Origin of the sequence: Bradyrhizobium denitrificans (assembly GCF_013179005.1) — a bacterium.
GTDB classification, from domain to species: Bacteria; Pseudomonadota; Alphaproteobacteria; order Rhizobiales; family Xanthobacteraceae; genus Bradyrhizobium; species Bradyrhizobium denitrificans.
This window is the reverse complement of sequence record NZ_JABFDP010000034.1, coordinates 53645-72329: the sequence shown is the minus strand read 5'-3', so window position 1 is coordinate 72329 and position 18685 is coordinate 53645. Positions and strand designations below refer to the sequence as shown.

The 18685-nt window shown below is 63.9% G+C and carries 21 protein-coding genes; 19 read left to right on the top strand and 2 right to left on the bottom strand.

Annotated features, from left to right (window positions below; genetic code table 11):
• Positions 1-16: 16 nt before the first annotated feature.
• Entirely contained in the window at positions 17-385 is a 369-nt protein-coding gene (locus tag HL671_RS31390) for a hypothetical protein (RefSeq protein WP_172241853.1), read from the bottom strand.
• A gap of 366 nt (positions 386-751) precedes the next feature.
• A complete protein-coding gene (locus HL671_RS31385; RefSeq protein ID WP_172241850.1) occupies positions 752-1009 on the bottom strand; it encodes a helix-turn-helix domain-containing protein in 258 nt (85 codons plus the stop codon).
• Positions 1010-1183: 174 nt separating this feature from the next.
• Here HL671_RS31385 and HL671_RS31380 point away from each other — a divergent pair, with 174 nt between their 5' ends.
• The 19 genes from HL671_RS31380 to trbF all read left to right on the top strand — a co-directional run bounded on the left by HL671_RS31380 (position 1184) and on the right by trbF (position 18681).
• Positions 1184-1462, top strand: a complete 279-nt coding sequence (locus HL671_RS31380) for a DNA -binding domain-containing protein (protein WP_172241847.1) — start codon at positions 1184-1186, stop codon at positions 1460-1462.
• Between the two features lie 167 nt (positions 1463-1629).
• On the top strand, positions 1630-1818 hold the full coding sequence (locus tag HL671_RS38595) for a transcriptional regulator domain-containing protein (protein ID WP_246579789.1): 189 nt from the start codon (positions 1630-1632) through the stop codon (positions 1816-1818).
• Between the two features lie 58 nt (positions 1819-1876).
• Positions 1877-2398, top strand: a complete 522-nt coding sequence (locus HL671_RS31375) for a DUF2285 domain-containing protein (protein WP_172241844.1) — start codon at positions 1877-1879, stop codon at positions 2396-2398.
• A 139-nt stretch (positions 2399-2537) separates the two neighbouring features.
• Positions 2538-2840, top strand: a complete 303-nt coding sequence (locus HL671_RS31370; protein ID WP_172241841.1) for a helix-turn-helix transcriptional regulator — start codon at positions 2538-2540, stop codon at positions 2838-2840.
• 2 nt (positions 2841-2842) lie between these two features.
• Complete coding sequence (locus HL671_RS31365) at positions 2843-3724, top strand: replication initiator protein A (RefSeq protein ID WP_172241914.1); 882 nt, start codon at positions 2843-2845, stop codon at positions 3722-3724.
• A 290-nt stretch (positions 3725-4014) separates the two neighbouring features.
• The gene (locus HL671_RS31360) at positions 4015-4479 is read left to right on the top strand and encodes a DUF2840 domain-containing protein (RefSeq protein WP_172241838.1); all 465 of its coding nucleotides are present in this window, start codon (positions 4015-4017) and stop codon (positions 4477-4479) included.
• A complete protein-coding gene (locus HL671_RS31355) occupies positions 4476-4991 on the top strand; it encodes a S26 family signal peptidase (RefSeq protein WP_172241835.1) in 516 nt (171 codons plus the stop codon). The genes HL671_RS31360 and HL671_RS31355 overlap by 4 nt, the downstream gene beginning before the upstream one ends.
• 460 nt (positions 4992-5451) lie before the next feature.
• Positions 5452-7212: a relaxase/mobilization nuclease domain-containing protein gene (locus HL671_RS31350; RefSeq protein ID WP_172241832.1), complete on the top strand. Its 1761-nt coding sequence runs from the start codon at positions 5452-5454 to the stop codon at positions 7210-7212.
• 18 nt (positions 7213-7230) lie between these two features.
• A complete protein-coding gene (locus HL671_RS31345; protein WP_172241829.1) occupies positions 7231-9219 on the top strand; it encodes a conjugal transfer protein TraG in 1989 nt (662 codons plus the stop codon).
• A gap of 11 nt (positions 9220-9230) precedes the next feature.
• Positions 9231-9659, top strand: coding sequence for a ribbon-helix-helix domain-containing protein (locus HL671_RS31340; RefSeq protein WP_172241826.1), 429 nt, complete (start codon positions 9231-9233; stop codon positions 9657-9659).
• 136 nt (positions 9660-9795) lie between these two features.
• The gene (locus HL671_RS31335) at positions 9796-10320 is read left to right on the top strand and encodes a hypothetical protein (RefSeq protein WP_172241823.1); all 525 of its coding nucleotides are present in this window, start codon (positions 9796-9798) and stop codon (positions 10318-10320) included.
• Between the two features lie 31 nt (positions 10321-10351).
• The gene (locus HL671_RS31330) at positions 10352-11728 is read left to right on the top strand and encodes an MFS transporter (protein ID WP_246579813.1); all 1377 of its coding nucleotides are present in this window, start codon (positions 10352-10354) and stop codon (positions 11726-11728) included.
• A 248-nt stretch (positions 11729-11976) separates the two neighbouring features.
• Positions 11977-12942, top strand: coding sequence for a P-type conjugative transfer ATPase TrbB (gene trbB / locus HL671_RS31325; RefSeq protein WP_172241821.1), 966 nt, complete (start codon positions 11977-11979; stop codon positions 12940-12942).
• An 8-nt stretch (positions 12943-12950) separates the two neighbouring features.
• Positions 12951-13262, top strand: coding sequence for a TrbC/VirB2 family type IV secretion system protein (locus HL671_RS31320; RefSeq protein ID WP_172241818.1), 312 nt, complete (start codon positions 12951-12953; stop codon positions 13260-13262).
• Positions 13262-13525 carry a VirB3 family type IV secretion system protein gene (locus tag HL671_RS31315; protein WP_172241815.1) on the top strand — a complete coding sequence of 88 codons (264 nt, stop codon included), beginning with the start codon at positions 13262-13264 and terminating at the stop codon, positions 13523-13525. Before HL671_RS31320 ends, HL671_RS31315 begins: the two co-directional genes overlap by 1 nt.
• An 8-nt stretch (positions 13526-13533) precedes the next feature.
• Positions 13534-15975, top strand: coding sequence for a conjugal transfer protein TrbE (trbE, locus tag HL671_RS31310; protein WP_172241813.1), 2442 nt, complete (start codon positions 13534-13536; stop codon positions 15973-15975).
• On the top strand, positions 15972-16703 hold the full coding sequence (gene trbJ, locus HL671_RS31305; RefSeq protein WP_172241808.1) for a P-type conjugative transfer protein TrbJ: 732 nt from the start codon (positions 15972-15974) through the stop codon (positions 16701-16703). Before trbE ends, trbJ begins: the two co-directional genes overlap by 4 nt.
• Positions 16704-16775: 72 nt before the next feature.
• A complete protein-coding gene (trbL, locus tag HL671_RS31300; RefSeq protein ID WP_172241805.1) occupies positions 16776-17996 on the top strand; it encodes a P-type conjugative transfer protein TrbL in 1221 nt (406 codons plus the stop codon).
• Position 17997: 1 nt separating this feature from the next.
• Entirely contained in the window at positions 17998-18681 is a 684-nt protein-coding gene (gene trbF / locus HL671_RS31295) for a conjugal transfer protein TrbF (RefSeq protein WP_172241802.1), read from the top strand.
• The last annotated feature ends 4 nt before the right edge of the window (positions 18682-18685 follow it).

Genomic DNA, 18685 nt, shown 5'->3' with positions numbered 1-18685 from the left:
ATGTCCAAACTTCCTCCTAACACCACGGATGGGGTTGGCGCATCGGTCTCCAGGACGCTTCGCCATCCTTCGATGGAAACTCGAGCCGGAAGTGGGCGCCGCCAGCGCCGATGACGACCTTTCCCGTTCCGCTAAGTTCGTAGGGGATGCGACCCTCGAGCAGGTCGGTGCCGAAGTCGCGTCGGGTCGTCGGACCGCGCGATGGCGCTTCCATTTCAATCCAACTCAAAGTGAGCCAGGTCCGGTCGTGCTTCTTGAACGTCGACCATGACACGCGAAGCCCGCCGGCAGGCGCGGAGATGGCGCCGTACTTGAGGGCGTTCGTCGCCAGCTGGTGAAAGGTCAGGGTCAATACTTCCGCGGCCTCGGAACGCGTCACGCGCATGTTCATAGCTGCGGGCGCTGCCGACCTTCTGGTCGCCCGGGTGGCCGCCCGGATAAAAGCCGCAGAATCATTGCCAGGCGGGCGAGCCGGTAGGACCTTCTGTAGGCTTGGCAATCGTGCCGGCCTGGACATCTCCAAAATAGAGGCGCCACGTCTCATTCGGGGATTGTGGATCGCGGCGGCGGGTGAGGGTGGTCATGCCCCAATTGATTCCAGCGCTGCGGCGGAAAGGAACGCCGCTAAGGCTAGGGGCGCAAGGCCTGATGTCCGCCAGCGCTTGGCTGAACAGGCTTTTCGGAACTGGGAGTGACCGCGGGGAGCCTGCCGCCCGAGACCTGATTGCCAAACTTTGAGCACGCTTTGGCATTATCGGTTCTTGATACGTCGCCCCTTCTTGTTGAGATCCACTGCCGGCGGCGTCGGCTTCAACAGGTCTGCCGGCTCGACACCGAGGCCAGCCGCGAGTGCGGCGAGCACGTCGATCGAAACGGCATTGCGGCTTCTCTCAACCAAGCTGATATAGGTCCGATCGATGTCGGCGCGGTGGGCGAGCTGCTCCTGCGAAATGCCATTGGTTCGGCGCAGGCGCTTCAAGTTGGCGGCCAGGACGTCTCGGATGTTCATCTCCAAGACAGCACAGGCTTGTCGAGTATTTCACCACGGAGTATTTTCTACAATTCAGCACCAAGCGATTGATTGCATTGACTAATGGTGCCAAGTCCCCACCGGGTGTAGAGCTGCTCCTTCTGCTGTCGGCCAAGAACGAAAGTTGTGTTTGCCTTTGTGGGTTTCTGACCGATGTCCTTTCCCCCGCTCGATCCCGATGTCGCTGACGTGGCTCCGTCCGATCCCGTCCTGACGCGCTATGATGAGGAGCACCTCGTCACTTATCTCCGCCTTCTCGATGCAGAGAAGGCCGGCGCCGGTTGGGAAGAGGTCGCGCAGATTGTGTTGCACATTGATCCGGTCCGCGAACCCGAACGTGCGCGCCGCGCGTACGACAGTCATCTCGCGCGGGCAAAGTGGCTGTCGGAGGAAGGCTACAAGGGCTTCCTACGTAGTCCTCCAGAGACCTGAAGTTGTGCAACCAGGACGGAACTCGATCGCCTCAAGCAATCGTGTAGTTGGTTGTGGCAGTAGTCCGCATCCATGTACCTGCACGAGTCGAGAATCTCTTAAACAATCTTAAATGGCGCCATCATTGGCCTATTGCGTTGCAGTCCTAACCTGATGAGGACAGCACGATGTCGGAATTCGATTGGCGCTCACCCAAGGCCTACGCGAACATTCATCGCGCGGACCGCCCAGGCTTTGCTTGGGAGAGTGTTCGCCGATCACCGAACTATTGTACGGAGTTCTCGGCGATCGTTCATCTTGATCGCAGTGCGCCTGCCAACTTCCGAAAGCATTGGGGGTTGATATTTCGCGGCTGATCCCGCGCTGCCCTTCGATGCCCAGCCTGTGTTCTGGGCGCCTGAGGAGTTGTCGACCGTGTTGGCGCTTGTCGAAATCGGCACGCGTGTGCCGGCCGTCGCGCCGACCGTAAAGCTGCCGTCGTTCGCGCCGGACCAGCTGCGCCGGGCGATAGACGGATGGCATGTCGTCGTGCAAATCGGCACGAGCCAGCACCGCGTCTGGCTTCGAAGGAAGCCGTTGAGCACGGTGTCCTACGCGGTGCTGCTGCCGTACGATCGCGACTTCAAGATGCGCAACGAGGCTGCCGACCGTTTCTGGCGTGCCCTGCGTGCGCAGCCGCTTGGACCCGCCTCCGACGGCTTGACGGAGCAGCGCCGCACGCGCCTGGTGCTGATCTTGCGCGCGCTCGACGGCTGGCAGCAGGGTCATAATCATCGAACGATTGCAGAAGTGCTGTTCGGCGCAGCGCGCATTCCTGCGCGCACTTGGAAAACGAGCGAAGTGCGCAGCCTTACTCGACGTTTGGTCGAGGACGGCCTGTCCTTGATCCGCGGCGGATATCGGCAACTCCTGCGACCGCCGCGCAAGGACGAATAGCTTGCCGCATTCGAAGGGAGGGGGCCGGAAACGGCCCCCTCGATCTGCGGCCTCCCCCTTCGCGGACCTACGCCTCCATGCTGACCGGCAACGCGCTGCACTCCGACGTAGCGCGCAGGTCTGTCCTGGAGGTTGCCAGATGTCCGATTCCTTGGCCGGTCTTCCGCCGCGCTTTCTTCGTACACCCGAGGCTGCGCGCTATCTCGGTCTCTCCGGTCGCACGCTGGAGAAGCACCGGACCTACGGCACCGGCCCGACCTATCGGAAGATCGGTGGCCGAGTCGTCTATGCGCTCGAGGACCTGAAAGCCTGGGTCGATCGCGGCACGAAAACCTCCACCGCCGATCCCGGGCAGGGCACGGTTCTGCCGGCCAAACGGCATGCCGGTCTCGTTCCCTATGCAGGGAAAGAGCGCCGCGCGCAGCGGACTGTGCGGGCGTGACGATGCGTCATTTGCCTAAATCCGAGCGCGCCCAGCTCGATCTGTTTCGCGCGCTGCCGGGTGATCTGGCGCCGCGCGATGCGCAGGACTTGATGGCCTATCCGTTCTTCTCGCTGGCCAAGACCAAGCGTGTGGTGCCGATCGACTTCCGCGCAGGCAGCGTCGCGATCCGTGTCGAGGCCGTCCCCGAGCACGGCATGGCGACGATCTGGGATGCGGATGTTCTGATCTGGGCTGCGTCGCAGATCGTCGAAGCGCGTGACGCCGGACTGAAGACATCGCGGCTGATGGCGGCCACGCCGTATGAGATCCTGACGTTCGTCGGGCGCGGCACGGGCGTGCGCGATTACGACCGTCTCAAAGCAGGTCTCGACCGTCTGCAGTCGACGACCGTGCTGACCTCGATCCGCCAGTCGACAGAGCGGCGGCGGCACCGTTTCTCCTGGATTAACGAGTGGAAGGAGACCGCGGATGCGCATGGCAAGCCATCCGGACTGCAGCTGATCCTGCCGGATTGGTTCTATTCCGGCGTCATCGATGATGCGCTCGTACTGACGATTGATCGCGCCTATTTCGCACTGACTGGCGGTTTGGAGCGCTGGCTTTATCGTCTCGTGCGCAAGCATGGCGGTCATCAGGACGGCGGCTGGAGCTTCGATCTCGGCTATCTCCACGCCAAATCCGGCAGCCTCTCGCCGCTCAAACACTTCGCCTACGACCTGCGCGAAATCGTCCGCCGACAGACATTGCCCGGCTACGAGCTCGTGCTCACGCGCGATCCGAACGGAACGGAGCGGCTGAACTTCACGGCCGCCGTCACGGATCCCATCGCGCGCCGCTTCGCCAAGCATCACTCATCGAGCGCTGCGGGGGACAAGCTGTGAATTGTCTCGTGCTATCGGGGACCGAAAGGCTCGTGCCATCGGGGACCGGATCCTCGTGCTATCGGGGACCGAAATCGGTCTTAAGCCGCTCTGTCGGCTTCGCTTTTCGGCCCTTAACTTACCTAACTGCAAAATCCTTCGGATTTTGTCTAACGGGCACCGTCAGCGCCGCCCCGTCGACGCCCGTCACCTTTGCGTGGCTGGTCCCCAGGGATGGTCGAGCTGCCTTCTGTGCGCTCGTGCCGGGCTCGCCAGCGTCTCCCAATCCCATCCAACCGAGAGATGATCCGATGAGCGAGCTGACGCGCGTCCAGCTGCTATGGCTGCAGGGCAGAATCGAAAACCGCATCCGTTTCGGCCGAACAGTTCAAGACCTGCGGCTCGATCACTATCGTCGTGTGGTCTCATTCACACCCGGCAGCGTGTTTGCGTTCGTTCGCTGGTCGTCGAATGGCTACGGCACGGTGCTGTCGCGGATCGACATTCTGCAGGCTGTTCGCGCAGGGGAAGCCTGCGCAACCGTGCCCTTCGTCGGACCTGGAGCAGCCATTCTGCTGCAGGTTTTCGGCTGGCCGAAGGTCGAGCGCGTGCTGCAGCACATCGATGCGATCGAGGCACTCGGCATCGACCCGGTGGATGTCGCACCGGATCATTGGCGGCACGTTCAGAACCGCTTCACCGCAAATGAACCGCCGCGGCCATACACGCTGCTCCGGCACCGCGCCTGGCTGCATCGCCGGAGCATCATGCCATGAGACGGCGCCGCTCCATCGCTGTGCTTCTGCTCTCCGGTGTTGCGCTTTTGCTCGGAAAGAGTGCGCTCGATCCGCAGCCGCGTTTCATCTGGAATGCCTCGGTAAGCGTGCCGATCGGGCTCTATGCCGTGCAGCCGATCAGCGAGCGGTACGTCACCGAGCTGGTCGTCGTGAGGCCTCAAGGGCAGTTGGCTTCGTTCCTCGCCGCGGGGGGCTACCTGCCGCCCGGCGTGCCGATGCTGAAGCGGATCCTTGCCCTTCCCGGCCAAACCGTTTGTCGCCGCGAGCTCTTGATCATCGTGGATGGCGTTGAAGTCGGCGCCGCGCGATCGAGCGATCACCGTGGTCGTCCGCTGCCGGATTGGCAGGGCTGTAGCATCGTCGGCGACAGGCAGATCTTCTTAATGAATTGGCAGTCGGACAGCTCCTTGGACGGCCGATATTTCGGTTTGACGGCGATGTCCGATGTCATCGGGCGTGCCGTTCCCGTGTGGACGCGGGAGCCGTCATGATGCGTTCGGTCTGCAGCCCAATTGCAAAACACGCGCCCGAGCTGATGCAAAGCGGCGGCGCTGGAAAGCGATCCACGTGCGCGTTCGAGACTCGATCTCTCGTCTGCGAAATCGAGCGGGGTGTTGCATTTGAAGTTGATCTTCCTGCCATCGAGGGACGGAAACCCGCGATCTCCATGATCCGTCTCTTTCAGGATCGCCGAGAGTGCTCTGGAGTAGCCGAACCTTCGACAGAGACCCCAGTCGTACGAGCAGAGTGCCGGGAAGGGAGTGGGCCGGAAGAGAGCGACGGTTCAGGGCAAGATAAAAGATGCTCGCCGGTTGAACGCCAAGCCATTGACATGGCTCGCGTTCAACCGTGCCGGTCGGTCGGGGGGAGTGCCGCGATCGCGGTTTTTCCTCATGAGTTCAATGATCGCTTCGGCACTGGACTCGTCATTCGACCCGAAAGGCCTGCGCCATGAGCACCGGCGAGCGGGAGTTTCGGGTTCGGCCTGGGCGCATTCGTCATGGCCGGGCACCGAAGGCGAAGAGCTTCATCAACCGGGTGCTTCGTGCCGCGAATGCCGCAGGCCATGTGGCTTCGAACACGGCGCTCAGCGGGCGACATGCCGTGCGCGCTCATTCGCTGTTCGGAAGGGGCCGGCTCAGCTTTGCCCGCGAGCGGCTGTTCAGCCCGGCACGGCGGGTCACGGTCAAGGCGCGCATTGTCCGGCACAAGGGGCGGGCGTTCCGCTCGGCACCGCTGTCCGCTCACCTCGCCTATCTCAAGCGCGACGGCGTCACGCGGGACGGAGAGCCGGCCCGCATGTTCGATGGGCGCGGCGATCAGGCTGATGAGGCTGCGTTCGAGAAGGAGGGGCGGGGGAACCGGCATCATTTCCGGTTCATCGTGTCGCCGGAGGATGCGGCCGACATGGTGGATCTCAAGGCGTTCACCCGCGACTTGATGCGGCAGATGGAGGCCGATCTCTCGACGCGGCTGGAGTGGATCGCTGTCGACCACTGGAATACGGACAATCCGCACGTTCATGTGCTGGTCCGCGGCGTCGATGAGACGGGCGCGGATCTCGTCATCTCTCGCGACTACATCAGCCGCGGCCTGCGCTCTCGCGCCGAGGAGCTGGTTGCGCTCGAACTCGGGCCAAAGCCTGAGCACGAGATCCGCAGCGCACTGGAGAAGGAGATCACGGTCGATCGCTGGACGCGGCTCGATCGCGAGATCCAGATGGCGGCCGACGAGGCCGGCGCCATCGATCTTCGTCAAGACGCGCCCGGCCTTCCGGATCGGCAAGTCGCCGGGCTGATGCGCGGGCGTCTGCAATATCTCGAGCGCCTGGGACTCGCGACCGCTGCGGGCCCGAATGAGTGGATGGTCGAGCTCGGGGCCGAGCGGAAACTGCGTGAACTCGGCGCGCGCGGTGACATCATCAAGACCATGCATCGGGCGTTCTCCCTTCGCGGTCAGGAGCGCGCGATCGCGGATTACGCGATCGATGGCCTCGGTGACTCGTCGCCAATCATCGGCCGCCTCGTTGACCGGGGGCTGCATGATGAGCTGACCGGCGAAGCCTATGCCGTGATCGACGGCATCGACGGGCGGGCCCACCATGTCCGCTTCCGCGGGCTGGAAGCCTTTGCGCAAGTCCCGCCGGTCGGCGGCGTTGTCGAGATCAGACGCTTCGGTGGACCGGACGAAGCGCGGCCCACTCTGGTGCTGGCGACGCGGTCCGATCTCAGCCTGGCCGATCAGGTCACGGCTGAGGGCGCGACTTGGCTCGATCATAGGCTGGTCGAGCGGGAGCCCATGCCGTTGGCCCATGGTGGCTTCGGGGCCGAGACGAGGGATGCGCTCCGGGCCAGGGCCGAGCATCTCGCCGACCTAGGTCTAGCCCGGCGACAAGGTCAGCGGATCGTCGTTCAGCGGGATCTTCTGAATACGTTGCGGCAGCGGGAGCTCGATGCTGTCGGCGTCAGATTGTCGGCCGAACTCAAGGTGCCACATCTGCCTGTCGTGCCCAGTACGCCGGTCGCCGGGACCTACCGTCAGCGACTCATACTCGCCTCCGGCCGCTTCGCCATGATCGACAATGGTCTCGGGTTCCAGCTCGTGCCGTGGTCACGCGAGATCGATCACCGGCTCGGGGAGTCTGTCACGGGCCTAGCCAAGGCCGGCGGCATCGAGTGGCAGCTCGGCCGCAAGCGCGACCTCAGCCTCTAGTCCAATCAGGAGGGAAACATGCCTGCGACCAGGATCCTCTGGGGCCAAGTCTTTGCCGTCGCGTTGATCGTGCTGCTCGCGATCTGGGGCGCGACCGAATGGACGGCGTGGCGGCTCGCGTTCCAGCCGCGATTGGGACCGCCGTGGTTCACCCTCGCGGGATGGCCGGTCTATTGGCCGCCGGCATTCTTCTGGTGGTGGTTCGTCTACGATGCCTATGCGCCGGGTGTATTCACTGAGGGAGCGGCCATTGCCGCTCTCGGAAGCCTCATGGCCGTTGCGACCTCAATCAGTATGTCGCTGTGGCGGGCCCGAGAAGCGCGGATCGTTGCGACCTACGGCTCGGCGCGCTGGGGCGAACCGCTGGAGGTGGAGAAGGCGGGGCTGCTCGGTGACGACGGTGTCGTGCTCGGACGGTTGGGGCCATGCTATCTGCGTCACGATGGACCAGAGCATGTCCTGTGCTTTGCGCCGACGCGTTCCGGTAAGGGTGTGGGTCTCGTGGTGCCCTCACTTCTCACCTGGTCGGGATCAGCCATCGTCCACGACATCAAGGGGGAGAACTGGCAACTGACGGCCGGCTTTCGAGCGCGGCATGGCCGGGTCCTGCTGTTCGATCCAACCAATCCGAACGCCTCCGCTTACAATCCACTGCTCGAGGTCAGGCGCGGAGCTTTTGAGGTGCGCGACGTGCAGAACGTCGCTGACGTGTTGGTCGATCCCGAGGGCTCGCTCGACAAGCGCAACCATTGGGAAAAGACCAGCCATTCGCTGCTGGTCGGCGCCATCCTGCACGTGCTCTACGCGGAGCCGGACAAGACTCTGGCCGGGGTCGCTGCCTTTCTGTCCGATCCCAAGCGTCCGATCGAGATCACGCTCATGGCCATGATGGCGACGCCCCATCTGGGCGAGGCTGGACCGCATCCCGTGATCGCGTCGACTGCACGCGAACTCCTGAACAAATCCGAGAACGAGCGATCGGGTGTGCTGTCGACCGCGATGTCGTTCCTGGGACTCTATCGCGACCCTGTCGTGGCCGAGGTCACCGGCCGCTGCGACTGGCGCATCGCGGACCTCATCGCGGGCGAAGAGCCGGCCACGCTGTATCTGGTCGTGCCGCCCTCGGACATCTCTCGCACCAAGCCGCTCATCCGGCTGGTGCTTAATCAGATCGGCCGGAGGCTGACCGAGGATCTGCAGGCACGGGAGCGCCGGCATCGCGTGCTGATGATGCTGGACGAGTTTCCGGCGCTTGGCCGGCTCGACTTCTTCGAGTCTGCGCTGGCCTTCATGGCGGGCTATGGGATCAAGAGCTTCCTGATCGCGCAGTCGCTCAACCAGATCGAGAAGGCCTATGGGCCGAACAACGCGATCCTGGACAATTGCCATGTTCGCGTCAGCTTCGCCACCAACGATGAGCGGACCGCCAAGCGTGTTTCGGATGCGCTCGGCACCGCCACCGAAATGCGCGCCATGAAGAACTATGCCGGCCATCGCCTTGCACCCTGGCTCGGCCACCTCATGGTCTCCCGCCAGGAAACCCCGCGGCCGCTGCTGACGCCAGGCGAGGTGATGCAGTTGCCGCCAGCGGACGAGATCGTGATGGTTGCCGGCGCGCCGCCGATCCGAGCGAAGAAGGTCCGCTACTTCGAGGACCAGCGGCTCGTCTCGCGGATCCTGCCGCCGCCGGACATCGCGCGATCCGACACGTTGCGGCGGGGAGACGACTGGTCGGCGCTGGCGGCGATCGTACCAGCGCTGTCCGCGTCCGAGGAGCGATCTGCCGCCGGCGAGGATCAGGCCAATGGTGGATTGCGTCGGGAGCCGGAGTTGCCTGCGCACGTTGCGATCGCAAATGAAGCGACCAGCGCTGATCCGTCTGACGAGTTCTCCCTCGTACTCGATGATGATGACCAGGCGCCTTTTCCGAACGCCGGGCGTGATCCGACGATGGTGGGTGTCGCGCGTCAGGCCGCGCTCGATCCTGGCGACGATCTCGGCCTCTAAAGGACAGTCCGATGCGCGATCGCATGAATGTCTACTTTCCGCCTGAGCTTCTGAAGCAGATCACTGAACTCGCCGATCGCAAGAAGCTGTCGCGTTCGGCCATCGTGGAAGCCGCAGTGCTGTCGTTCTTGTCGCCTGACGGAGCTGACCGGCGCGAGGCGGCGTTCACCCGGAGGCTCGACCGCATCTCGCGGCAGATGCAGCGGCTCGAGCGCGATGTCGGTCTCCTCGCCGAGACGCTCGCGCTGTTCGTCCGCTTCTGGCTGACGGTGACGCCGCCGCTGCCGAACGAGGCGCAGTCCGCTGCCCAGATCAAGGGACGGGAGCGGTTCGAAGGTTTTGTGGAGGCGCTCGGCCGGCGTCTGCAGAAGGGGCAGAGCTTTTTGCGGGAGATCCCGGAGGATTTCGTGAGGAAGCCACCTGAGGAGCCAGGCAAGTGAGAGACGGCGTCGGCCACCGTCGGGGCAGGAGTGTTCGCTAGAGCTTCTTTTCCTCCGCTTGAGCGCGAATGCTCGATCGCCTCAGATGCCATTCAGCAAAGCCCGGACTATCGACGGATCAAATGGGGTCCGGACGATGAAGAAAAAGATCACTCTGCAGCTCTCCAATGAGATTCTCGACCGCCTGAAGGGCGCCACTGAGGAGCGATGCGTGAACCGCGCGCTTCTCGTCGAGAAGGCGCTAGAGCGTTTTCTGCGCGAGCCGATGGATGGCGGGGCACCGCCGCAGGATCGGCTTGCCGGTTTGGAGCGACAGCTCGAAAGCATTCAGCGGGATCTGAGAGCGCTCAATGATACGGTCGCCCTTCATGCCCGCTATCATTTGGCGCTGGCGTCGCTTGCACGAGACGGGGCGCCTCCGCCATCGCAGGATGGCGATGGCAAAGCGGTCTCGGCCGGACCTAGTGAAGATGACCCTCGCGACCATGTAACGATCAGCCAGTCTTCGGACGGCGACGAGGAACTGCCGTTCGGAGCTCCGAGGCGGCGTACACGTCAGGTTCGAACCCCCGCGCCGATCGCCGAAGTCTCGTGGGGCGTGCCCGCTGCCGGGGAGGGCGGCGAGGATCCCTTTCGTTTCGCGGAAGCAACGCTGCGCTGAGCAGCCTGATGTCCACACTGCCCGAGAAGCTATGCCGGACTACATGTTCGGCAGGAAGAATGCTGACGCCAGAGATCACGACGGCGGCCTCGCAGGCTGGGCTGTCGTGGCTCTGGTGTTCATGCCGTTCGCGGCCGGGTATTTCCTGTCGTACCTCTTCCGGACGATCAATGGCGTTGTGTCCGCACGCCTTGCAGCTGAGCTTGGACTGAGTGCCGCCGATCTCGGCCTCATCACCGCAGTCTACTTCCTGGTGCTCGCAGCTGCCCAGATCCCAATCGGCGTAATGCTTGACCGCTACGGTCCGCGTCGCGTTCAGAGCACGCTGCTCCTCGTCGCTGCACTGGGCGCAGCGGGCTTCGCGCGGTCGACCGGGCCGCTGTCGCTGATGGCGTCCCGCGCTGTGATCGGGCTGGGGGTTGCCGCGGCTCTCACGGCCGGCCTGAAGACCATCGTTCTCTGGTTCCCACGCGAGCGCGTGGCGCTCGTGAACGGATACATGGTCATGCTCGGCGCGCTCGGTGCCGTCGCCTCCACGCTGCCTGCGGAAGCGGTGCTGGCAAAGACAGGTTGGCGCGACATGTTCGATATTCTTGCTGTAACCACAGCAGGCACGGCGATCTTGATCTTCTTCCTGGTCCCGGAGCGAGGCGTCGGGGCGTCGTCTGCGGCACCGGAAGCAGGATTGCGAGAGATCCTGTCTGATAGACGCTTCTGGAAGATCGCGCCGCTGTCGGGCGCCTGCATCGGATCGGCGTGGTCGATGCAAGGTCTCTGGGCGCCCGCTTGGTTGACCGATGTCGAGGGAATGACGCGGACGGAGGTGGTGATGTCGCTCTGTGCCTCGGCGCTCGTCCTCAGCCTTGGGGCTTGGCTGCTCGGCATCCTTGCGAATTGGACACGCCGGAGGGGGAGCAGGCCCGAGACACTGCTCGCCTTTGTCGCAGTCCTCTTCATTTTGGCTCAGCTGACGCTCGTGTTTCGACTACCGCTGCAGTCGGTTGGTCCCTGGTTGATGATCGCAATCGTTGGTTCGGCGACCGTACTGAGCTTTGCGATCATATCGGACTATTTTCCAAAGGAGATGGCCGGCAGGGCGAATGGCGTCCTGAATGTCGTGCACTTCGGGTGGGGCTTTCTTGCGCAGTACGGGACAGGAGTGCTGGTCGCGCTCTGGGCGCAGCAAGACGGACATTATCCGGCCTTCGCTTATCAGGTCGCGTTCGGCGCAAATGTTGCGCTCCAGACCGCGGCGCTCGTTTGGTTTGCAATCCCGGGCAGAAAAAGCGCGACCGAGCCGTCCGATGATCGATTGGACCTCGTGCTGGATGGGCAACCCGAAACGGCCAGATGGTATTCAGAATTGCCGATTCTGATCGATGAGCCGATGGCTCACGGCAAGTGGTAGACGCCGTCAGTCTGCTGACCGTGGATGTTGCAGCCTTCGAGATTGCACGACGACACGGTCGTCCTCTGACTAATAGACGTCTCGTCGCTCTCAGCCTCGCATGAGGCAGGCGCAGATCAGCTCTACGCTTTTCTTCGCCAGGGTGCGAAGCCGGCGACGGTGGTCTTGCTCGCTCATGGTTCCTGCATTCTTTGATCATCCGGTTCGCGCTGTATGGGGATGCGCGCTCAAGAGGGCGGAGATCAGTGGTGACCGGGATCGCTCAAACGCAGACGGCCTCGCGTGGCGCGCGCATGCTGCGGACGGCACTAGGTCCCGCGATCGAGCTTCTGCTCGATGATGCATCCGTGGTCGAGGTGATGCTCAATCCGGATGGCCGGCTCTGGGCTGATCGTCTCGCAAATGGTTTGGTTGACACGGGCGAGACGGTTTCCGCTGCGGATGGCGAGCGGATCATTCGTCTCGTCGCGCACCATGTCGGGCTCGAAGTCCATGCAGGATCTCCGCGCGTATCGGCAGAATTGCCGGGTACGGGTGAGCGCTTCGAGGGTCTAATCCCGCCGGTCGTCGCCGCGCCAACCTTCGCCATCCGCAAGCCGGCAGTCGCGGTCTTCACGCTCGATCAGTACGTCGCGGACGGGATCATGAGCCCGGCTCAGGCTCGTGGCTTGCGGAAGGCCGTTCTCGACCGCTGCAACATTCTGGTGGCTGGGGGCACCTCGACCGGCAAGACCACGCTGACCAATGCGCTGCTCGAAGTGGTCGCCCAGACTTCCGATCGTGTTGTCTTGATCGAGGATACCCGTGAGCTGCAGTGCCGGGCGCCCAATCTGGTGGCGCTTCGGACCAAAGACGGCGTGGCGTCGCTTTCCGATCTGGTTCGTTCGTCTCTGCGCCTGCGGCCAGATCGCATTCCGATCGGCGAAGTCAGGGGTCCTGAGGCGCTCGATCTCCTGAAGGCCTGGGGGACGGGCCATCCCGGAGGCATCGGCACCATCCACGCGGGCTCTGCGCTAGGCGCGCTCCGGCGGATGGAGCAGTTGGTCCAGGAGGCCGTGGTGACCGTGCCGCGAGCACTGATTGCCGAAGCCATTGACGTCATCGCGGTGCTGACCGGCCGCGGTCGAGCGCGCCGCCTGAGCGAGCTCGTGCGCGTGGAGGGGCTTTCTGAATCTGGAGACTACGTCCTCGCACACATGGGAGATCACGGGTGACGACGCCGATGAAATTACGATTGACGAGTTTGATTGTAGCGGCGGCCGTCACGCTGCTGCTCGAGGAACCGGCCCACGCCGCCGGCTCCAACATGCCGTGGGAGCAGCCGCTCAATCAGATCCTGCTGTCGGTCGAAGGGCCGGTCGCCAAAATCATCGCCGTGATCATCATCGTCACGACTGGATTGTCGCTGGCCTTCGGTGAGACCTCGGGCGGCTTCCGGCGGCTGATCCAGATCGTGTTCGGGCTTTCGATCGCGTTCGCCGCATCGAGCTTCTTCCTGTCGTTCTTCTCCTTCGGCGGCGGGGTGGTGATCTGATGGATGAAGAGGTGAAAGGCTTCGCAGCTCCCGTCCATCGCTCCCTGACCGAGCCGATCCTGCTGGGTGGTGCGCTGCGATCTGTTGCGATCGTCAACGGCACGCTGTCGGCTGCGCTGGGCCTCGGTCTGCGGCTCTGGTTCTTCGGCCTGCTGCTCTGGTTCGTCGGCCACATGATCGCGGTGTGGGCCACGAAGCGCGATCCATTCTTCGTGGAAGTCGTGCGCCGTCACCTGCGCATTCCCAATCATCTCGGTCAGTGAGGTCGGTCATGTTCAATCTCGCCGAATATCGCCGCACCAATATCCGTCTTGCCGACTTCCTGCCCTGGGCCGCGCTCGTCGATGAGGGCATCGTCCTCAACAAGGACGGCTCGCTGCAGCGGACGGCGCGGTTTCGGGGGCCTGATTTGGAGAGCTCGGTCGAGTCCGAGCTCGTGGCCGTCGCTGCCCGCCTCAACAACGCGGTCCGCCGTTTGGGATCGGGTTGGGCCATCTTCGTCGAGGCGCAACGCCATTCGGCGGGAGCCTATCCGCCTTGCGTGTTTCCAGATGCCGCGTCTGCCCTCGTCGACGCCGAGCGCAAGGCGCAGTTCGAGGAGGAGGGAGCGCACTACGAGTCGAGTTACTTTCTCACGTTCCTGTACCTGCCGCCGCGCGAGGACGTAGCTCGGTCGGAACGCGTGCTCTATGAAGGACGGCCGCAGTCCGATGGCGTGAATGGCCGGGAGATCCTGAGGAGCTTCATCGACCGGACCGATCGCATTCTGAATCTGATCGCCGGCTTCATGCCGGAATGTGCGTGGCTCGGGGATGAGGCCGTGCTGAGCTATCTGCATTCGACGATCTCGACCCAGCGGCAGCGGGTCCGGGTCCCCGAAATCCCGATGCATCTGGATGGTCTGCTGGCCGACCGACCGCTCACCTGCGGGCTCCAGCCGATGCTGGGGGCGGTTCATCTACGCGTGCTGACGATCATCGGATTTCCTTCGGCTACCACACCGGGGATTCTGGATGATCTGAACCGGCTGGCCTTCGCCTACCGCTGGTCCACCCGCGCCATCATGCTGGACAAGCAGGATGCGGTGAAGCTCGTGACGCGTATTCGCCGGCAGTGGTTCTCCAAGCGCAAATCTCTAGCCGCGGTCCTGAAGGAGGTCATGACCAGCGAGGCGGCAAGCCTCGTGGATACGGATGCTCACAACAAGGCCGTCGATGCCGACGCGGCGCTGCAGGACCTTGGCTCCGATGAGATCGGCCAGGCCTATGTCACCGCGACCGTCACAGTCTGGGACGCCGACCCGGCGAGAGCCGACGAGAAGCTGCGCCTGGTGGAGAAGGTCATCCAGGGCCGCGACTTCACCTGCATGGCGGAGAGCGTGAATGCCGTCGAAGCCTGGCTCGGCGGCTTGCCTGGTCATGTCTATGCCAATGTCCGTCAGCCGCCGCTGTCGACGCTCAATCTTGCGCATATGATCCCGCTGTCGGCGGTCTGGGCCGGCGAGACGCGCGATCATCACCTGAAGGCCCCGCCGCTGCTGTTTGGCCGAACGGAAGGGGCAACGCCGTTTCGCTTCTCGCTGCATGTCGGCGATGTCGGCCACACGCTGGTGGTCGGGCCCACCGGCGCCGGCAAGTCGGTGCTGCTGGCACTCATGGCGCTGCAGTTCCGGCGCTATCCGGGCGCGCAGATCTTCGCGTTCGACTTCGGCGGCTCCATGCGGGTCGCTGCGCTCGCCATGGGCGGCGATTGGCATGATCTCGGTGGCGCCGTGTCGACCGAGGGCGAGAGCCCCGTGGCGCTGCAGCCGCTGGCCGGCATCGAGGACGTCAGGGAGCGCGGCTGGGCGGCGGATTGGATCGCGGGCCTCTTGATGCGTGAGAAGATCGTGGTCACGCCGGAGGCGAAGGAGCATCTGTGGTCAGCCCTGACATCGCTGGCGTCGGCGCCGCCAGCTGAGCGTACCCTGACCGGTCTTTCGGTGCTGCTGCAGTCCAACAGCCTCAAGCGTGCGCTCAAGCCCTATTGCCTCGATGGCGCGCATGGACGGCTGCTGGATGCCGATCACGAGGCGCTTGGCGACGGATCGATGCAGGCCTTCGAGACCGAGGGACTGATCGGGACCGCCGCGGCGCCGGCCGTGCTCGCCTATCTCTTCCACCGGATCGCCCAGCGGCTCGACGGCCGTCCGACGCTGCTGATCATCGATGAGGGCTGGCTGGCGCTGGATGATGCCGATTTTGCCGGCCAGCTGCGCGAATGGCTGAAGACGCTGCGCAAGAAGAACGCCTCGGTCGTGTTCGCCACGCAGTCGCTGTCCGACATCAATGGTTCGGCGATTGCGCCTGCGATCATCGAGAGCTGTCCGACCCGCATCATCTTGCCGAATGAGCGGGCGATCGAGCCCCAGATCACGGCGATCTATCGCCGCTTCGGTCTCAACGATCGGCAAATCGAGCTGATCAGCCGCGCGATCCCGAAGCGGGACTATTATTGCCAGTCTCGCCGCGGCAATCGCATGTTCGAGCTTGGGATGGGCGAGGTTGCGCTCGCGTTCACGGCGGCATCTTCCAAGGCGGATCAATTGGCTGCCTCCGAGGTGTTGGCGGCTGCCGGCACGGAGGAATTCGCGGTGGCCTGGTTGCGGCAACGCGGTGTGGGCTGGGCAGCCGATCTCATTCCGAATCTTGAGAACCTGGAGAAGGGCTCATGATCCGTGTGCAGAAATGGGCGATGTCGGCTGCTGCGATGCTGCTTCTCCTCTCGGTCACTCCGTCACGCGCGCAGCTCGTGGTGTTCGACCCCAACAACTATGCCCAGAATGTGCTGACTGCCGCGCGTGAGCTGCAGCAGATCAACAATCAGATCCTGTCGCTGCAGAACCAGGGGCAGATGCTGATCAACCAGGCGAAGAATTTGGCGAGCCTGCCATATTCGTCGCTTGCGCAGCTGCAGCAGTCGATCCAGCGCACACAGAATCTTCTGAAGCAGGCGCAGCGGCTCGCCTACGATGTGCAACACATCGATCGCGCCTTTGCGACGACCTATGCGCCGGCGAGCAGCAGCGCAACGGCCCAGGATCTGGTCAACAACGCGCAGTCGCGCTGGCAGACCGCGGTGGCGGCACTGCAGGATGCTTTGAAGGTTCAGGTCGGCGTTGTCGGCAATCTCGACGCTGTCAGGAGCCAGTCTGCGTCGCTGGTCGCCGCGAGCCAAGGCTCCACCGGTGCGCTGCAGGTGACCCAGGCCGGCAACCAGATCCTGGCGCTGCAGGCGCAGCAACTCGCGGACCTCACGGCCGCTGTCGTCGCTCAGGGGCGGGCGCAGAGCCTGGAGACGGCGCAGCGCGCGGCTGCGCAGGATCAAGGCCGCGAGCAGCTGCGGCGCTTCCTGGCTCCAGGACAAGGCTATCAGCCGTCGAACGTGCAGATGTTCCACTGAGATGAACGTCCGGCTGCAGGAAGCACCAGCTCAGCGCTGGCAGCTCCGCATCTGGTGTGAGGAGATTGTGCGATGGCTGGAACGGGGATCATCGACCAGTTCCTGGAGACTTTCACCCGGTCCATCGACAGCGGCTTCGGCCTGCTCGGCGGCGAGGTCAATTATCTCGCGTCGACGCTGGTGGCGATCGATATCACGCTGGCAGCGCTGTTCTGGGCTTGGGGTGGCGAGGACGACGTCATCGCCCGACTCGTCAAGAAGACGCTGTTCGTCGGCGCATTTGCCTTTCTCATCAGCAACTGGAACAACCTCGCTCGGATCGTCTTCGAGAGCTTCGCCGGTCTTGGCTTGAAGGCGTCCGGATCAGCACTATCGGTTGGGGAACTTCTTCGTCCCGGCCGGATCGCGCAGGTCGGCCTCGATGCCGGGCGGCCTCTGCTGCAAGCGATTTCGGGCCTGATGGGCTATGTCAGCTTCTTCGAGAACTTCGTCCAGATCACGGTCCTCTTGTTTGCCTGGATCGTGGTGCTGCTCGCCTTCTTCATCCTGGCCGTCCAGCTGTTCGTCACGCTGATCGAGTTCAAGCTGACGACGCTGGCCGGCTTCGTGCTGATCCCGTTCGGCCTGTTCGGCAAGACCGCCTTCGCCGCAGAGCGCGTGCTCGGGAACGTCATTTCGTCCGGCATCAAGGTGCTGGTGCTTGCGGTGATCTCCGGCATCGGCTCGACCTTGTTCGCGCAGCTCACGCAAGCCTCTGGAAACGATCAGCCGACGATCGAGAGCGCGATGGCCTTGGTACTCGCCTCGCTTTCGCTGCTCGGTCTGGGGCTGTTCGGGCCCGGCATCGCCAACGGCCTGGTCTCAGGCGGGCCGCAGCTCGGCGCTGGAAGCGCGGTGGGCGCGTCACTGGCCGCCGGTGGTCTTGTCGTGGCCGGTGCGGGGCTCGCGGCGGGAGGCGCCAGCGTCGCCGGCGGCGCCATCTCCGGCTCAGCGCGCGCCGCAGGCGCACTTCGCCCAGGGGTGTCCACCACTTTGAACGGCGGCGCCCGCTCAGCGGAGGGCGCAGCCGCTGTCGACAGCCCGTTGCGCCAGAGGGCAGGTGCGCAGAGCGGCGGCGTCAAAAATTCGGACCACGCACAAGGTGGCGGTTCGGCCGCCTCGCCGCGATGGGCGGAACGCTCGAAGGCGGCACATGCCATCCATCGCGGCGCATCCACGACCACGCAGGCCGTGCGCAACGCCGAGCAAGGCGGGCAGGGCGGCTCGGTCGATCTCTCCGAGGGGAAATCCTGACATGTTCAAGCGCCCATCCGTTCACTACGGCCGCACGCCCGAGCCGGTCACGCCACATCAGAAGGCAGCTCAGATCTGGGACGAGCGCATCGGCTCGGCGCGTGTCCAAGCCAAGAACTGGCGGCTGATGGCCTTCGGTTGTCTTGGACTTGCTGCCGGTCTTGGATCCGCGCTGATCTGGCAGTCGACACGTGGCACCGTGACGCCCTGGGTGGTCGAGGTCGGCCATCTCGGTGATGTCCAGCGTGTCGCGCCGGCGATCGCCGACTATACTCCGACCGATCCGCAAATAGCCTTCCATCTCGCCCGCTTCATCGAGGACGTCAGGGGCCTGCCCGCCGACGGCATCGTGCTACGCCAGAACTGGCTGAGGGCCTACGACTTCACGACCGATCGCGGGGCTGCAGCGCTCAATGACTATGCCAGGTCCAACGATCCCTTCACGCGGCTTGGCAAGATCCAGGTCTCGGTCGAGGTCTCCAGCGTCATTCGCGCCTCGCCTGACAGCTTCCGCATCGCCTGGGTCGAACGGCGCTACGAGAACGGCACGCTGAGCACCACCGAGCGCTGGACTGCGATCGTCACGATCGTGCTCGCAATGCCCGACGACGCCGACCGGCTGCGAAAGAACCCGCTTGGCGTCTACGTCCATGCCATCAACTGGTCGAAGGAGCTGTCGCAATGAAGAA

Coding starts and splice junctions, on each gene's coding strand:
- HL671_RS31390 (WP_172241853.1), bottom strand. CDS start 385: ATGCGCGTGACGCGTTCCGAGGCCGCGGAAGTATTGACCCTGACCTTT.
- HL671_RS31385 (WP_172241850.1), bottom strand. CDS start 1,009: ATGAACATCCGAGACGTCCTGGCCGCCAACTTGAAGCGCCTGCGCCGA.
- HL671_RS31380 (WP_172241847.1), top strand. CDS start 1,184: ATGTCCTTTCCCCCGCTCGATCCCGATGTCGCTGACGTGGCTCCGTCC.
- HL671_RS38595 (WP_246579789.1), top strand. CDS start 1,630: ATGTCGGAATTCGATTGGCGCTCACCCAAGGCCTACGCGAACATTCAT.
- HL671_RS31370 (WP_172241841.1), top strand. CDS start 2,538: ATGTCCGATTCCTTGGCCGGTCTTCCGCCGCGCTTTCTTCGTACACCC.
- HL671_RS31365 (WP_172241914.1), top strand. CDS start 2,843: ATGCGTCATTTGCCTAAATCCGAGCGCGCCCAGCTCGATCTGTTTCGC.
- HL671_RS31360 (WP_172241838.1), top strand. CDS start 4,015: ATGAGCGAGCTGACGCGCGTCCAGCTGCTATGGCTGCAGGGCAGAATC.
- HL671_RS31355 (WP_172241835.1), top strand. CDS start 4,476: ATGAGACGGCGCCGCTCCATCGCTGTGCTTCTGCTCTCCGGTGTTGCG.
- HL671_RS31350 (WP_172241832.1), top strand. CDS start 5,452: ATGAGCACCGGCGAGCGGGAGTTTCGGGTTCGGCCTGGGCGCATTCGT.
- HL671_RS31345 (WP_172241829.1), top strand. CDS start 7,231: ATGCCTGCGACCAGGATCCTCTGGGGCCAAGTCTTTGCCGTCGCGTTG.
- HL671_RS31340 (WP_172241826.1), top strand. CDS start 9,231: ATGCGCGATCGCATGAATGTCTACTTTCCGCCTGAGCTTCTGAAGCAG.
- HL671_RS31335 (WP_172241823.1), top strand. CDS start 9,796: ATGAAGAAAAAGATCACTCTGCAGCTCTCCAATGAGATTCTCGACCGC.
- HL671_RS31330 (WP_246579813.1), top strand. CDS start 10,352: ATGCCGGACTACATGTTCGGCAGGAAGAATGCTGACGCCAGAGATCAC.
- HL671_RS31320 (WP_172241818.1), top strand. CDS start 12,951: ATGAAATTACGATTGACGAGTTTGATTGTAGCGGCGGCCGTCACGCTG.
- HL671_RS31315 (WP_172241815.1), top strand. CDS start 13,262: ATGGATGAAGAGGTGAAAGGCTTCGCAGCTCCCGTCCATCGCTCCCTG.
- trbE (WP_172241813.1), top strand. CDS start 13,534: ATGTTCAATCTCGCCGAATATCGCCGCACCAATATCCGTCTTGCCGAC.
- trbJ (WP_172241808.1), top strand. CDS start 15,972: ATGATCCGTGTGCAGAAATGGGCGATGTCGGCTGCTGCGATGCTGCTT.
- trbL (WP_172241805.1), top strand. CDS start 16,776: ATGGCTGGAACGGGGATCATCGACCAGTTCCTGGAGACTTTCACCCGG.
- trbF (WP_172241802.1), top strand. CDS start 17,998: ATGTTCAAGCGCCCATCCGTTCACTACGGCCGCACGCCCGAGCCGGTC.